The sequence below is a fragment of the Brevibacterium sp. OS20 genome, assembly GCF_056837565.1.
Genome location: NZ_CM166367.1, coordinates 305,106 through 318,931 on the forward strand (window position 1 = coordinate 305,106; position 13,826 = coordinate 318,931).

The window sequence follows — 13,826 nt, forward strand, 5'->3', positions numbered from 1 at the left end:
GCAGCCTCAGCGCACGGCTCGGCGCAGCCACATGGACAGGGCCTCGACTGCAAGGACGACGGCGACCATGAGGATGAGCACCATCGTCACGACATCGAACTGGTTGACCCGCGAGGCGTTGAGCAGCAGGAATCCGATGCCTCCGGCGCCGACGACGCCGAGCAGCGTGGCCGAGCGGATGTTCGTATCGAGCAGGTACATGATGTGGGCGACGAACGCCGGCGCCGCCTGCCGCAGGGTGGCCGAGAAGAACACCTGCGCCTCGCCGGCTCCGGTGGCCCGCACCGCCTCCTGGACCTGGAGGTCCGTCTCCTCGATGGAGTCGGCGATGAGCTTCGAGAGCAGGCCGATCGCACCGATGGACAGGGCCAGGGTTCCGGCCACCTCGCCGAGTCCGGAGATGACGACGAAGATGATCGCGAGGATGAGCTCGGGGATGCCGCGGACGACGACGATGAGGACCCGGAACGTCTTGTGCACCGCCCGATTCGCCACGACATTGCGGGCGGCGAGGATGCCGATGGGCACCGCGAGTATCGCCCCGATGAACGTCGCCGCCAGCGAGATCTGGATGGTGACGAGCAGCTGTTCGATGAGGTTGGTAGGCGTTCCGCCGGTCGACGGCGGGAAGAACAGGCTCACGGTCTGCGGCAGGTCGAGCAGACCCGCGGCCAGGGCCGACCACGACACGTCCACCCGCCAGAGGGCGGCGATCGTGAGGACGATGAGCACCGCCGCCGAGGCGAAACGACGGAACCGTGCCACGCTCCACGGCGGGGTGAGCGTGAGATCGCCGACCCCGGTGACTCGGCCCCGGTTGAACATCCGGTCGACCCAGGTGCCGCCGGTGATCTTCGCCCCCGTCGAGGCCATGAGCGCGGCCCGGATGGAGCCGGAGACGAGTTCGATGACGATGCACAGGACGAGCACGATGACCGCCAGCGCCATCCCGCGCTGGTAGTCCAAGGTGCGCAGCGAGTCCGCGATGGCCAGGCCGATTCCGCCGACGCCGACATAGCCGAGCAGCACCGAGGTGCGCAAATTGATGTCGAAGCGGTGCAGGGCCGTGGCGATGAGCTGCGGCATGAGCGTCTGCGGGATCGCGGTGAGGATCTGCTGGGAGCGGCTGCCGCCGACGGCTTCGATCGATTCTCGGGGTCCGTCGTCGAGCTCTTCGATGGCATCGGCGTAGAGCTTGCCGATCATCCCCACCGAATGGATGCCCATGGCGATGATGCCGGCTGTGGCGCCGAGGCCGAACATCCGCAGGAACACGATGGCGAGCACGAGGTCGGGAATCGCCCTGGCGAGGACGATGAGGGTGCGCGCTGTCCACTGCGAACCGCGACCCATCCGGGTGGGACGAGCGGCGAAGAGGGCGACGGGGATCGAGAGCACGACGGAGAGCAGAGTCGCCAGGAACACGATGGCCAAGGTCTCGACGACAAGCGAGACCGTCTCCCCGAACGCCGGGAAGTCGAGCGGGACGATGCGGGAGAAGAACCCCACGGCATTGTCGAACGACGAGGCGATCGTGGCGATGTCGATGCCGAGTGACCACACCGACCAGGCGCCGGCGACGGCGAGGCCGATGAGCACGATGACGGCCACGGCGGAGTTTCCCGACGGTCGGGGACGCTGCGGTTCGACGACGGCGGGAGCCTCTCGGTCGAGCACGAGACTCATCGGGTGGCTCCCACCCGGGCGGCCGCCTCGGTGCCGGGCCTTGCCATCTGCGATCCGGCAGTAGTCGCACCGGCACGCTCGCTCGCCTCGGCGGCGGTGTCCATTCCGGACACGCTCGAGTAGATCTGGGAGGCCTCCTCGGCGCTGAGCCCGGCGGTCTTGCGGTCGAGGACGACCCGACCGGTGCGCAGACCGATGATCCGGTCGGCGAAATCGATGGCCAGCTGCACCTGATGCAGGGAGGCGATGACGGTGAGGTCATCCTCGGCGGAGATCTGCCGCAGCAGGTCGATGACGTCGCGGGCCGATACCGGGTCGAGGGAGGCGACCGGCTCATCGGCGAGCAGCACCTTCGGGTGCTGCATGAGTGCGCGGGCGATCGCGACCCGCTGCTGCTGACCGCCGGAGAGCGTGTCGGCGCGCTGGTAGGCGCGGTCGGCGAGACCGACCCGGTCGAGTTTCTTCAGGGCTTCGCTGCGGATAGCCTTCGGGTACATCATCAGCGTGATGCGCGGTCCGCGCAGCGATCCCAGTGCCCCGGCGCAGACGTTCTCGAGCACGGACATCGGACCGACGAGGTTGAAGGACTGGAAGATGACGCCGATGTCGCGGCGCACGGCCTTCAGCTCCGATCGGCGCAGCCGGTCCATGTCCTCACCGAGGACCCGCACCCGCCCCGAGGTGGGGGTGTGCAGTCCGTTGATATGGCGCAGGAGGGTGGATTTGCCCGAGCCGGAGAGGCCGAGGAGGACGCTGATTCCGCCGGTGCGAAAACCCAGGTTGACGTCGTCGAGGCCAAGGACTCCGCCGCCGAAGTCCTTCGTCACATGGTCGAGTTGGACGGAATAGATGGAGTCGATCTCCTTTTGGAGTTCGGGCGTGGTCGGTTTGCGGGTGGGGTGCGGGAGTGTCATGGTCATCCTTCTCAGCCGATGTTCTTGCAGGCGTCGGCCTGGGTGGCGTCGCAGATGTCGCGGATCGAATCGAAGTCGGAGTCGGAGACTTCCTTGTAGCCGTAGGTGATCTCTTCGGGCAGGACGCAGTCGTCCTCCGAGTCGCAGATCCCGGCTTCGACCATCGCCGGGACGTTGGCCTTCTCACGCAGGATGTTGGTGATCTTCGCGGCCGTATCGGCGTCGAGGGAGTCGTTGTTCACCGCGATCGGGTCCTCGGTGATCGGGTCGGATTCCCACACGGGTTCGAGGCTGCCCTTGTTGACCTGACCGGACTTCTCGAGAGTGGTGAGCATGGCGTCGTGGGCGAAGGCGACGTCGCAGTCACCGGAGTTCAGCGACAGCAGCGAGGCGTCGTGGCCACCGGACATCACCTGTTCGAGGTCCTTGTCCATGTCGATGCCCTCGTCTTGGAGGCCCTTCATCGGCACGAGGTAGCCGGAGGTCGAGGCGGCATCGACGAAGCAGACCTTCTTTCCCTTGAGGTCTTTCAAGTCTTTGACGTCCGAGCCCTTCTTCACATAAGCCAGCGAGGTGTAGGCGGGATCCTTGGCTTTGTCGTTCGTCGGTGCCGCGGCCGGTTCGATGTTGATGCCCGAGTCCTTGGCGATGACGTAGGCGAAGGGGCCGAAGGAGGCGGCGTCGATCTGGCCGGTGCGCATGCCTTCGACGACGGCGGCGTAGTCCGAGGCGTTCTGGAATTCGACCTTCTTGCCGGTCTCCTCCTCGAGCAGCTTCGTGACTTTCTCGAAGGAGGATTCCAGCGTCGAGGATGATTCGGCGGGGACGGCGGCGAAGGTGATCGTGTCGTCGCTTCCTCCTCCGGAGCTGCCGCAGGCGGCGAGCAGGGGCAGGGAGAGGAGACCGGCGGTGATCGTGCGGAACGCGCGAGAGCGGAAGGGGGAGGTCATGGTCATGGCGTGGTGGCCTTTCGGAGAGCAGTGCGGCAGAGGCGCTGAGGTGATCGTTCGAATTCATCGTGTCGAGATCACCGGAGAATGTCTATACAAGTAAGGGAAGTTCACCGACTGGACATGACAACTTCACGGTCGGTTCGGAGTTACCCCGACGTATCGTGGGACCGGTCACTGAAATGGACGGGTGGGTGCAAGCCGGACGTCGCATCTCTGAGGGCATCGAATCGGCCCCGAGGTGGTCGCGGATGGGCGCGACCGCCTCGGGGCCGATTGGGTTTGTCGGTGTCAGGGCGGGGAGGGGGAGTTGCCTCAGATGTCGGCGGTGCCGCCGGAGAGGATGAGGTCGGCGATGCCGAACGACAAGGTCATGCCGATCCCCGAGGCAACGACGGCGACGGTCGTGCGTTCGTCCGGGCGCTCGAGGACGAGGTTCGTCGTCGGGCTGTCGGCGTACATGCCCAGCCACCGCTGCAGCACACGCGGGCGCTCAATCCCGAGCATCGAGGTGGCACGGTCGAGCAGCAGCGAACCGACCCGCTCGTCGATGAAGGGTTCCGGGCTGAGGTCGTAGGCGTGTGAATCGCCGATGAGCAGGCCCTGCGGGATGTCGGTGACCATGAGGTTCGCGATGCAGCCGCGCAGCTCCGGTTCCCGTTCGTCGAGGTCGTGGCGCAGCGCCTCGGCGCCGGGCATCGCCGCGAACCCGTCGTAGCGGGCCAGGGAGGTGCCGGTGAGCATCGCGAAGCCGGTCGGAATGTGCTGCGGGGCCTCGATGAGCGACATGACGAGCGAGCAGATGCGGATCTCGTGGGATTCGGCGATCTCGGGGAAGAGGCTGGTCAGCTGATAGCCGGGGCAGACGACGACCTGCTCGGCGTGGAAGTTCCCGCGTGTCGTCGACACGGTGCCGTCGGCCACCGCGGTGACGTGCGTGTTCCAGGTGAATTCCACGCCCTGACCGGCCAGCCATGCGGCGATTCTCGGGGCGGCCTGTCGCGGGTCGACGCGCATGTCCTGCGGCAGATGTGCGCCGCCGATGGCCGGGAGGTCGGGGTTGCCGACCGCCTCGACGATCGCCTCCGGGTCGAGCAGTCGAACTTGGTCGGGGCCGCGATGGGCGGCGAACTGCTCGAGGACGGTCAGCTCGGCCTCGGTCATGGCCGGGATGAAGGTTCCGGTCTCGGCGGCCCAGAGTCCCGTGGCGGCCGCGGCGTCGAGCCAGCCCTCGCGGGCCTTCGATGCGATCGGCTGCGCGGCATCGGACTGGCCGGTGAAGCAGGCGTGGCCGAAGTTCTGGATGGACGAGCCCACGGGGCGGTCGGAACGGTCGATGATGTGGACGCTGCGGCCCTGTCGGCGGGCGAGGAATGCGGTGGCCAGGCCGAGGATGCCCGAGCCGGTGATGATGAGATCTGTTGTCGGCATTCCCTCATATTCGTGCGGTTGTCGGATAAGATGAAGATATGTATGTACAAGTTTGATGTCTGTTCACCTGAATGTGACATTCGGACTTCGTTGAGCCATGCCGAGTTCACCGAGACAGCGCTTCCTCGACTCTGAGGCGCTGTCCTCTGAGCCGTCGAATGAGCACCGTCGAAGGAGAAGTGAGGTCATGACCACCGGCCCGAGGCACCGCACCCGTCAGCAGCATGACGAGATCGCGCACTATCTGCGCACGGCGATTCGTGAAGGCTCGTTCCAGCCCGGCGATGAGCTGCCCTCCGAGGCGGAACTGACGCGGAAGTTCGCGAGTTCGCGTGGACCGGTGCGGCAGGCGATGTCCGCTCTGCGCGGGGAGGGGCTGATCTCCTCGGGGCGGGGGAGGCGCACGGTCGTGCTCGACAACGTCCTCACGCAGTCCTTCGACGACGTCATCTCCTTCTCCCAGTGGTGCCACGCCTCGGACATCGTGCCTGGTCAGGTCACGCAGCGTGTGGCGCGGGAACCGGCGGAGAAATCACTGGCCGCGAGCCTGCGGATCGAAGAGGGCGATCCGATCGTCTCGGTGTTCCGGCTGCGGCTCATGGACGAAGCTCCGGCCATGGTCGAGAGGCTGAACTATCCGTTCGAGTTCGGACGTCACGTGTTGGCCTTCGACACGGATTCCGGGTCGATCTATCAGGAGCTCATCGACCAGGGCGTCGACATCAACCGGGCGTCACGCACGATCGATGCGGTCGGAGCGAACGATGACGATGCCAGGCTCCTCGAAGTCCCCGTGGGCACCCCGCTGCTGCGGGTGCGCCGGAGGGCGTTCACGACCGCCGGTGATGTCATCGAGTCCTCCGATGACCGGTACCTGCCGTGGAAGGCGAGCTTCACGATGAACTCCACCCGCGGAAACCCGAGCTCCATGTCCCTCATCTCCGGCGACTAATTCCCTAATTACTACCCGACGGCGGCCCAGCAACCTCGCGCGAGGTTGCTGGGCCGCCGTCACGTAGTAATAAGGGGCGGGTACAGTGACAGACACCGGCTCGAGAGGACGAGCATGACCACAGAGACAGTGACGCAGCAGGGCACCTCGACCGAAACCACCCCATCCTCCACCCCCACCGGAGCCGACCACACCGAACACGTCCACCTCCTCGTCATCGGCTGGGGCAAGGGCGGCAAGACTCTGGCCGCGACCATGGCCCGCGCCGGCAAGAAGGTCGCCGTCGTCGAACAGTCGGAGATGATGATCGGCGGCTCCTGCATCAACATCGCCTGCATCCCCACGAAGATCCTCGTCCACGACGCCGAGAACAAACGCGCCGATGACGACGTCGACGAATACTTCGCGAAAGCCGTCAAACGTCGCGACACCCTGACCGGGGCGATGCGGAAGAAGAACCACTCGATGCTCGCCGACCTCGATTCAGTGCTGCTGGTGAGCGGCCGCGCCGAGTTCACCGGCGAACGCGAGGTCCGCGTCTCCGGCGGCGCCGACACCATGACGATCACCGCCGACACCGTCGTCGTCAACACCGGATCCGTCGCAAACATCCCACCCATCGACGGCGCCCAGCTCGGTGGCCGCATCCACGACTCCGAATCCCTGCAGCACGTCGATCCTTTCCCGAATCGCCTCGTCATCGTCGGCGGCGGGTACATCGGACTCGAGTTCGGATCGATGTTTGCCCACTTCGGCTCGCAGGTCACCGTTCTCGACCGCGGACCGCGCCCGCTGGCCAATGAGGACGACGATGTCGCTGAGGTGGTCGCCCAGGCTCTCGCCGACGACGGGGTCACCATCGTCAACGACGCCTTCGTCACTGCAGTCGACGACGGCGCCGACGCCGCGACCGTGACCTATGAGGTCGACGGAGAAACGAAGGCCATCGACGCCGAGGCGGTCCTCCTGGCCGTCGGACGCAAACCCGCGACCGCGGACCTCGGCCTCGAGAAGGCCGGCATCGACACCGACGACCGCGGGTTCATCGTCACCGACGAGCACCTGCGCACCTCCGCCGAAGGCGTCTACGCGTTCGGTGATGTCAACGGCGGACCGATGTTCACCTACATCTCGCTCGACGACAATCGGATCCTCGCCGACCAGCTGCTTGGTGAGGGCAAACGGTCGACGAAGGACCGCGGATCCGTGCCGTACACGATGTTCCTCACCCCGCCCGTCGCCCGCGTCGGCCTGACCGAGAAGGCCGCTCGCGACGAAGGCTATGAGATCAAGGTCGGAGCGAAGCTCCAGGCCGATATCGCCGCGGCACCGCGGGCGAAGATCGAAGGCGACCCGCGAGGAATCGTCAAGTTCGTCGTCGACGCGACAACCGACCTCATCCTCGGCGCGGCCCTCGTCCACGTGCACTCGCAGGAGGTCATCAACACCGTGGCGCTCGCGATGCGCCACGACGTCACCGCAACCGAGCTGCGCGACACGATCTACACCCACCCCTCCGCCACCGAGGCGCTCAACGAGGTGCTCGGCGCACTCAAGTGAAGCCCGCGATAGGCTCGCCATCATGAGCCGTCGCATCGTCATCACCACCGACTACCTCGAACCCGGCGACAGCGTCGACCGGCTGCTGAGGGAGCACGGACTCGAACCCGTGTATTCCCCGGCGGCCGGTCGACGCACCGAGGATGTACAGCGCAATCTCCTCAAAGGTGCCGTCGGTGCCATCGTTGCGAGCGAACCGATCACCCGTGACATGCTCGCCGAGGCGGCCGACCTCCGGATCCTCGCCCGCAGCGGAGTCGGATACGACTCCGTCGACACCAACGCGGCCCAGGAGTTCGGCATCCACGTGGCCAACACGCCCGGCGTCAACCATCACGCCGTCGCCGAACTCACGCTCGCTCTCATGCTCAACTGCGCCAAACACTTCAGTGACGTCATCAGCGGCGTCAACGCAGGTCAGTGGCCGCGCACCGCAGGCACGGAACTGCGCGGCAAGACCCTCGGCGTCATCGGATACGGGCCCAGCGGAAAAGCGATCGCGCAGATCGGCGCGGCCCTGGGGATGCGCGTCATCGTGGGCACTTCCCACCCCGACACCGAGGCGGGCCCGAGCATCGAATTCGCCGACGTCGACACCGTCGTCGCGGCCGCCGACTACCTCACCCTCCACGCTCGGGCGACCGGCACCCCGATCATCGGCACCGACCGACTCGCTGCGATGAAGGACACCGCGTTCCTCATCAATACCGCCCGCGGATCACTCATCGACGAGGCCGCCCTCGTCGCCGCGCTCAACAAAAAGCAGATCGCCGGTGCCGCCCTCGATGTGCTCGAGACCGAACCGATGACGAAGGACAACCCGCTGCGGAAATTCGACAACGTCTGGGTCACCTCGCACCTGGCCGGTCAGACGGTCGAAGCCCGTGAACGCGCCGGGTTGGCCGCCGCTCAAGCCGTCATCGATGTAATCGACGGAAAGGAACCCGTCGGACTCATCGTCTGAAGAGTCCTATCCTCACCTGCCGGGGCGTACCGTTGACTCATGGCGCATCCGCAGATGTTCGATGACGACGATCCGATGCTCGAGCGGGTCCGCGCGATCGCGCTCGGCCTGCCCGAATCGGCCGAGAAGATTTCGCACGGCAGACCGGCCTTCTTCACGAAGAAGATCTTCGCTCACTACGGCGGCACTGAGAAGCTGGCATCGGGGGAGATGGTGCAGCACCCGCAAGCGCTGCTCGTCCTGCTCGACCCCATGGACGCCGAGGTGGTGCTCGAGCGACTGGACTCCTTCGTTCCCATGTACCTCGGCCCCTCCGGCTGGGTCGGTCTCGGACTCGACGATCTCGACGACGAGGAGCTGCGCGAACTGATTATCGATTCGTACCGCAGCACCGCCTCGGCGAGGTTGGTCAGAGAACTTGAACCCTGAGTCTCAGCGCTGCCGCGTCCGAGCCCTCGCGACAATGAGCAGAACAACACCCAGCACGGCCAGGATCAGCCCCGCGATAAATCCATAGAACGGAAATCCGTGTTGCGTCACCGAGAACTCCTGACCGGTGACGGTGTCGCCCGAGCAGGTCAGGCTCGGCGGCAAATAGTCGGCCGTGACCGAGAAACCCAGCACACCGTCACCGCCGACGGATTCCGGGCAGATCTCAAAACCATCAGACGCCGCGTACCACTGAAAATACTGTCCAAGCATCATCAACGACAGCACGAAGACCCCGATCGCAATGAGCCGCAGCGGCCATCGATCTCGACCCGGTTCGGCCAGCGGCGACCGGTACAGCCCGAGCAACCGGGTCACCGCGAACGCGATCAGCACACCGAGAAGCACCGCGACGCTGAGAGCGGCGAATGCCATCGAGAACATGAACATCGCCGAGGTGGCTCCGGAGTGCTCGACCATCGCCGTGCCGCTGTCGACCGAGGCGCGGCAGACGAACCCGGACGGTGCGCGATCCTCGATTTCGATCGCATCGGGGTCGACGCTGAGGGTATCGACCAGATCGGAACAGGCATCGCCGGCACCCTGTGCACGGGCGACCGCTGTTGATATCCACGACGTCACCCACTGGGCAGCGTGGAGCAGCGCGGCGACCACCAATCCGGCGCTCGGCAGGAGAAAGGCCACCCGCCACCGCGAAAGCCTGCGAATACGGCGAAGGAATCCCCGCTCCGCAGCTCGCGCGTTCGTCTCCATGCGTCCACGCTAGCCCAAGCCGCATTGTGAGAATCCCGCGTCAGTGCTTCCTCGGAGGATCTCACAGGAAGAGTTCACCCACGACATCCTGCTCGAACTCAAGGAGAATGCTCTGGCCAGCGCCGCCTCGGCGGTCATAGGGTGAATACATGACGACCCCAGCGAACACCCCCGTACAGAACTCACCGATCCCCACCCTCGACCTCAACGACGGACGCGCGATCCCGCAGCTCGGGCTCGGCATCTACGCGATGAAGGGCGACGAGGGGGTCGACGCCATCGTGGGTGCCGTCGACAATGTCGGCTACCGCCTGCTCGATACCGCGGTGAATTACGAGAACGAACGCGAGGTCGGGCGGGCCATCGCCGACTGTTCCGTCGCTCGCGAGGACCTGTTCGTCACGAGCAAGATCCCCGGCCGCCATCACGGCTTCGACGAGGCCATCGCCAGCACCGAGGAATCGCTGGCCCGCCTCGGTCTCGACTACCTCGACCTCCACCTCATCCACTGGCCCAACCCCAGCGTCGGCAAGTACGTCGAGACCTGGGAGGGCCTCATCGAACTGCGCAGACGCGGTCTGGTGAAGTCGATCGGCGTCTCGAACTTCACCGAGGAGATGCTCACCGAGCTCGTTGAGAAGACCGGCGTCACCCCGGCCGTCAACCAAGTCGAGCTCCACCCGTATTTCCCGCAGGAGAAGCTCATCGCCTTCCACCGCTCCATCGGTGTGCAGACCGAGAGCTGGTCCCCGCTCTACCGTGACCAGGGACTGTTCGACGAAGCCCCCATCGCCGAGGCGGCCGCCGCTCATGGTGTGACCCCGGCCCAGGTCGTTCTGCGCTGGCATATCGAGATCGGCAGCATCCCGATCCCGAAATCGGCGAACCCCGAGCGTCAGCGCCTCAACGCCGATGTCTTCGAGTTCGAACTCACCCCCGCCGAGGTGGCCGCGATCTCCGGACTCGAGCGCGGTCGCATGAAGGACCGGGATCCGCTCACTCACGAAGAGATGTGAGGCAGCACGGCGGTTGTTGACGCCGACCGCGAGGACACATGGAATTCCGACGGACGACACGGGCTGACTTTCCGCTGCTCGCGCGATGGCTAGGCTCGCCCCACGTCGCCCGCTTTTGGAATCACGAGACGACTCCGGAAGCGATCGAACGAGACTTCGGCGAAAGCATCGACGGCACGGAACCGTCATTCGACTTCATCGTCGAGGACGCCGGGGTGCCGGTCGGGTTCATCCAACGCAGTGCGATCTGGGATTATGCGGACGAGCAGCGGGAACTCATCGAGTTGGCTGACGCCCCTCGGGATGCGCTGACGATCGACTATTTCATCGGCGAAGTCGATGCGATGGGCAAGGGGCTCGGCACACGGATGATCCGGGAGTTCACTGAACTCTGCTTCGCTGACTGCCCGACTGCCTCGGCGATCATCGTGCCCGTGATCGCGGGGAATCCGGCGTCGTGGAGGGCCCTCGAGGCTGCTGGATATGAGCGGTTCGCCGCGGGGCGCATCCAGCCCGACAACCCGATCGATGACGGGTGGCACGTCATCTATCGCCGGGATCGGCATTGAATGCTCGGGTGGGGCCCACCTGTGTGAGAATGTCACCGTGGAGATGGAAGTCAGGCACCGGCGCGCTCTGCGCGGCACTCTCGCCGCAGCATTCGCGACCTTTGTCGCACTGACGTCGCACATCCTCGGCGGGGGAGCCTTCCCGACCGCGATGGGTGTCGTCGTGCCTCTGGCGCTGTCGATCCTCGTCTGTGTCCTTCTGTCCGGGCGCCGACTGTCGCTGCCTCGACTGACGGTCTCCGTCGGAATCAGCCAGACGCTCTTCCACCTCCTGTTCTCCCTCTTCACGCCGCACGCTTCTGGCTCACCGGCCGCCTCGGCGCAATCCGGCGGCGGGCTCGCCGCGCTGCTCGGATCGCACTCTCACCACTCACCGACTTATGGTGCCGACCACGAGTCGATGCACGGCAGTGCGATGCAGATGACCCATGATTCTGCGGTCATGCCTGCCATGGACGGGTCGGTCGGTGCAGCTGCCGAGATGCACGCGCACTCGTCTCCGGGGATGCTGCTGGCCCACTGCGTTGCCGGGATCGTGACGATCGCGATGATCTATTGGGCCGAACGACTTCCGGTCATGCTCGGCGACTTCGCCCGCCTTATCATCAGAGCCGTCATCCCGCGCCTCGTCGTCCGGCGGGCGCAGATCGAGAAGCCTCGGTCGCTGATCGGCTTCGAGCCCGAACTGCCTCGCAGTCTCGGTGTGCGCCGATCCCCGGTGCTCCGGCGAGGGCCACCACAGCCTGCTTTCTGACACTCATCACATCCGCGCATCGGCTCCCGTGAGCCGGTGCGATCACTGCCGACCGTATCTGGTCGTCGACCGCGACTGCGTGTCGTACGCGACCACTGTCGACCGAAGCTGCCCGTCGACTGCATCTGCTCGTCGAGGGCATCGGGCCGACCCGATCCGGCTCAGCGCAACTGAGAGAAAGCATCATCATGACCACACCTTCATCAACCGTGCCCGAAAGCTCGGGTCCGGAACCGGCCGGCCACCGTGACCCCCGCGACCGCTCCGTTCCATGGCTCGGCCAGCTCCTGCGCCGTCTCCACTTCTATGCCGGCATTCTCATCGGCCCGTTCATCCTCGTCGCCGCGCTCACCGGAGCGGCCTACGCCATCAGTCCGACGGTGGAGAGAGCGATCTACGCCGACGAACTCAGCGCCCCGGCCACCGACCATCCGCTGCCACTGGCCGACCAGATCGAGGCCGCGAACACCGTCATCGGAGACAGCGACGCGACGCTGTCCGCCGTGCGGCCGGCGCCCGAACCGGGCGACACCACCCGCGTGATGTACGACGACCCCAGCCTCGGCGAGAGCGAATCTCGGGCGATCTTCGTCGATCCCGGAACCGCCGAGGTGGTCGGTGACCTCACCGTCTACGGAACCTCGGGTGCCCTGCCGCTGCGGACCTGGATCGACCAGATGCACCGCAGCCTCCACCTCGGCGACGTCGGGCGGCTCTACAGCGAACTGGCCGCCTCATGGCTGGGAATCGTCGCCGCCGCGGGGCTCGTGCTGTGGATCCTCCGCGCTCGCCGGACGCGGAAGCCGACCGCGATGCTGCGACCGAGCCGGAAGGGGAAGGGGTTGAGACGCACCTTCTCCTGGCATGCCTCTGTCGGAGTGTGGGCGGTCATCGGCATGCTCTTCCTCTCGGCCACCGGCATCACCTGGTCACAGCTCGGTGGGGAGAACGTGACGAAGCTGCGCGGGGCGCTGAGTTGGGAGACTCCGGCGGTGTCGACGGAACTCGGCGGCGCCTCGGCGATCGGCGAGCACGCCCATCATGGTGGCGGCTCGTCCGCCGAGGAGGCCGACAGCGCTGCCGATCACACCGCGATCGATCCCGCCGACTTCGACATGATGCTGTCGATGGGACACGACGTCAATATCGATACCGGGCTCGTCGAGATCCTGCCTCCAGCCGATGCCGATTCGGCCTGGGTGGTGCAGGAGATCCAACGCAGCTTCCCCACGAAGGTCGACGCCGTCGCCTTCGACCCCGAGACGGTGGAGGTGACCGACCGGGTCGACTTCTCCGATTACGGTGTGGCGGCGAAACTCGCCCGCTGGGGCATCGACCTGCACATGGGCACACTGTTCGGACTGGTCAATCAGATCGTGCTCTTCGCGCTCGCCATAGGCATCGCGGCCATGGTCGTCTGGGGATACGTCATGTGGTGGCAGCGGCGGCCGAAGCGGAATCCGGCGAAGTGGTTCGGATCCGCGCCGCCTCGCCGAGCTCTGGCTGATGCGCCGTGGTGGGGCGTCGGTGCGGTTGTCCTCGCCGCCGTCGCAATCGGGTTGTTCCTGCCGCTGGTGGGCATCAGCCTCATCGTGTTCCTCGTCGTCGACGTGGCTCTCGGGCTGAGGACGCGGCGACGCGAGCGACGGGCCATGGCGAGCTAAGGCGCGCAGTCTCCCGCCTACGTGCTGAAACATCGCTTCAGTTGCAAGTCGACATCACGTTAGGTGCAGGCTGTCATCACCTTTTGCGCAGGTCATCAGGTTGCGAACCGATGATCTGTCCAAAAGGTGATGCGGCCAGAAGCTCGGGCTGGCAGGCGCGGAG

Annotated in this window: 13 protein-coding genes; 8 read left to right on the plus strand and 5 right to left on the minus strand. The window is 65.8% G+C overall.

From position 1 onward, the window contains the following. Positions 1–6 precede the first annotated feature (6 nt). The 4 genes from phnE to ACVZTU_RS01400 all read right to left on the minus strand — a co-directional run bounded on the left by phnE (position 7) and on the right by ACVZTU_RS01400 (position 4,981). Complete coding sequence (phnE, locus tag ACVZTU_RS01385; RefSeq protein ID WP_482401178.1) at positions 7–1,686, minus strand: phosphonate ABC transporter, permease protein PhnE; 1,680 nt, start codon at positions 1,684–1,686, stop codon at positions 7–9. Beyond that, the gene (gene phnC, locus ACVZTU_RS01390) at positions 1,683–2,600 is read right to left on the minus strand and encodes a phosphonate ABC transporter ATP-binding protein (RefSeq protein WP_482401179.1); all 918 of its coding nucleotides are present in this window, start codon (positions 2,598–2,600) and stop codon (positions 1,683–1,685) included. Before phnC ends, phnE begins: the two co-directional genes overlap by 4 nt. An 11-nt stretch (positions 2,601–2,611) precedes the next feature. Then, on the minus strand, positions 2,612–3,556 hold the full coding sequence (locus ACVZTU_RS01395) for a phosphate/phosphite/phosphonate ABC transporter substrate-binding protein (RefSeq protein ID WP_482401180.1): 945 nt from the start codon (positions 3,554–3,556) through the stop codon (positions 2,612–2,614). Between the two features lie 309 nt (positions 3,557–3,865). Further along, positions 3,866–4,981 carry a TIGR03364 family FAD-dependent oxidoreductase gene (locus ACVZTU_RS01400; RefSeq protein ID WP_062860558.1) on the minus strand — a complete coding sequence of 372 codons (1,116 nt, stop codon included), beginning with the start codon at positions 4,979–4,981 and terminating at the stop codon, positions 3,866–3,868. 187 nt (positions 4,982–5,168) lie between these two features. On the opposite strand from ACVZTU_RS01400, the gene ACVZTU_RS01405 reads away from it, so the two are divergent. The 4 genes from ACVZTU_RS01405 to ACVZTU_RS01420 all read left to right on the plus strand — a co-directional run bounded on the left by ACVZTU_RS01405 (position 5,169) and on the right by ACVZTU_RS01420 (position 8,886). Then, a complete protein-coding gene (locus ACVZTU_RS01405) occupies positions 5,169–5,933 on the plus strand; it encodes a GntR family transcriptional regulator (RefSeq protein ID WP_062860559.1) in 765 nt (254 codons plus the stop codon). Positions 5,934–6,047: 114 nt separating this feature from the next. Further along, entirely contained in the window at positions 6,048–7,493 is a 1,446-nt protein-coding gene (locus ACVZTU_RS01410) for a dihydrolipoyl dehydrogenase family protein (RefSeq protein ID WP_482401181.1), read from the plus strand. A gap of 22 nt (positions 7,494–7,515) precedes the next feature. Then, complete coding sequence (locus ACVZTU_RS01415; protein ID WP_482401182.1) at positions 7,516–8,457, plus strand: phosphoglycerate dehydrogenase; 942 nt, start codon at positions 7,516–7,518, stop codon at positions 8,455–8,457. Between the two features lie 39 nt (positions 8,458–8,496). Beyond that, positions 8,497–8,886, plus strand: coding sequence for an MmcQ/YjbR family DNA-binding protein (locus ACVZTU_RS01420; RefSeq protein ID WP_062860561.1), 390 nt, complete (start codon positions 8,497–8,499; stop codon positions 8,884–8,886). A 3-nt stretch (positions 8,887–8,889) separates the two neighbouring features. Here the strand turns inward: ACVZTU_RS01420 and ACVZTU_RS01425 are convergent, their stop codons facing one another. Next, positions 8,890–9,660 carry a hypothetical protein gene (locus ACVZTU_RS01425; protein ID WP_482401183.1) on the minus strand — a complete coding sequence of 257 codons (771 nt, stop codon included), beginning with the start codon at positions 9,658–9,660 and terminating at the stop codon, positions 8,890–8,892. 149 nt (positions 9,661–9,809) lie between these two features. Between ACVZTU_RS01425 and ACVZTU_RS01430 the strand changes: the two genes are divergently transcribed. The 4 genes from ACVZTU_RS01430 to ACVZTU_RS01445 all read left to right on the plus strand — a co-directional run bounded on the left by ACVZTU_RS01430 (position 9,810) and on the right by ACVZTU_RS01445 (position 13,663). Next, a complete protein-coding gene (locus ACVZTU_RS01430; RefSeq protein WP_482401184.1) occupies positions 9,810–10,676 on the plus strand; it encodes an aldo/keto reductase in 867 nt (288 codons plus the stop codon). Positions 10,677–10,714: 38 nt separating this feature from the next. Beyond that, positions 10,715–11,245 carry a GNAT family N-acetyltransferase gene (locus ACVZTU_RS01435; protein ID WP_482401185.1) on the plus strand — a complete coding sequence of 177 codons (531 nt, stop codon included), beginning with the start codon at positions 10,715–10,717 and terminating at the stop codon, positions 11,243–11,245. Between the two features lie 43 nt (positions 11,246–11,288). Continuing rightward, on the plus strand, positions 11,289–11,999 hold the full coding sequence (locus ACVZTU_RS01440) for a hypothetical protein (protein WP_482401771.1): 711 nt from the start codon (positions 11,289–11,291) through the stop codon (positions 11,997–11,999). A gap of 188 nt (positions 12,000–12,187) precedes the next feature. Further along, positions 12,188–13,663: a PepSY-associated TM helix domain-containing protein gene (locus ACVZTU_RS01445; RefSeq protein ID WP_482401186.1), complete on the plus strand. Its 1,476-nt coding sequence runs from the start codon at positions 12,188–12,190 to the stop codon at positions 13,661–13,663. Positions 13,664–13,826: the final 163 nt, after the last annotated feature.

Excerpts from the sequence above, each read along its gene's own strand:
- ACVZTU_RS01425 (WP_482401183.1), bottom strand. The coding sequence starts at position 9,660 with ATGGAGACGAACGCGCGAGCTGCGGAGCGGGGATTCCTTCGCCGTATT.
- ACVZTU_RS01395 (WP_482401180.1), bottom strand. The coding sequence starts at position 3,556 with ATGACCATGACCTCCCCCTTCCGCTCTCGCGCGTTCCGCACGATCACC.
- ACVZTU_RS01410 (WP_482401181.1), top strand. The coding sequence starts at position 6,048 with ATGACCACAGAGACAGTGACGCAGCAGGGCACCTCGACCGAAACCACC.
- phnE (WP_482401178.1), bottom strand. The coding sequence starts at position 1,686 with ATGAGTCTCGTGCTCGACCGAGAGGCTCCCGCCGTCGTCGAACCGCAG.
- ACVZTU_RS01415 (WP_482401182.1), top strand. The coding sequence starts at position 7,516 with ATGAGCCGTCGCATCGTCATCACCACCGACTACCTCGAACCCGGCGAC.
- ACVZTU_RS01445 (WP_482401186.1), top strand. The coding sequence starts at position 12,188 with ATGACCACACCTTCATCAACCGTGCCCGAAAGCTCGGGTCCGGAACCG.
- ACVZTU_RS01420 (WP_062860561.1), top strand. The coding sequence starts at position 8,497 with ATGGCGCATCCGCAGATGTTCGATGACGACGATCCGATGCTCGAGCGG.
- ACVZTU_RS01440 (WP_482401771.1), top strand. The coding sequence starts at position 11,289 with ATGGAAGTCAGGCACCGGCGCGCTCTGCGCGGCACTCTCGCCGCAGCA.
- ACVZTU_RS01405 (WP_062860559.1), top strand. The coding sequence starts at position 5,169 with ATGACCACCGGCCCGAGGCACCGCACCCGTCAGCAGCATGACGAGATC.
- ACVZTU_RS01400 (WP_062860558.1), bottom strand. The coding sequence starts at position 4,981 with ATGCCGACAACAGATCTCATCATCACCGGCTCGGGCATCCTCGGCCTG.
- ACVZTU_RS01435 (WP_482401185.1), top strand. The coding sequence starts at position 10,715 with ATGGAATTCCGACGGACGACACGGGCTGACTTTCCGCTGCTCGCGCGA.
- ACVZTU_RS01430 (WP_482401184.1), top strand. The coding sequence starts at position 9,810 with ATGACGACCCCAGCGAACACCCCCGTACAGAACTCACCGATCCCCACC.
- phnC (WP_482401179.1), bottom strand. The coding sequence starts at position 2,600 with ATGACACTCCCGCACCCCACCCGCAAACCGACCACGCCCGAACTCCAA.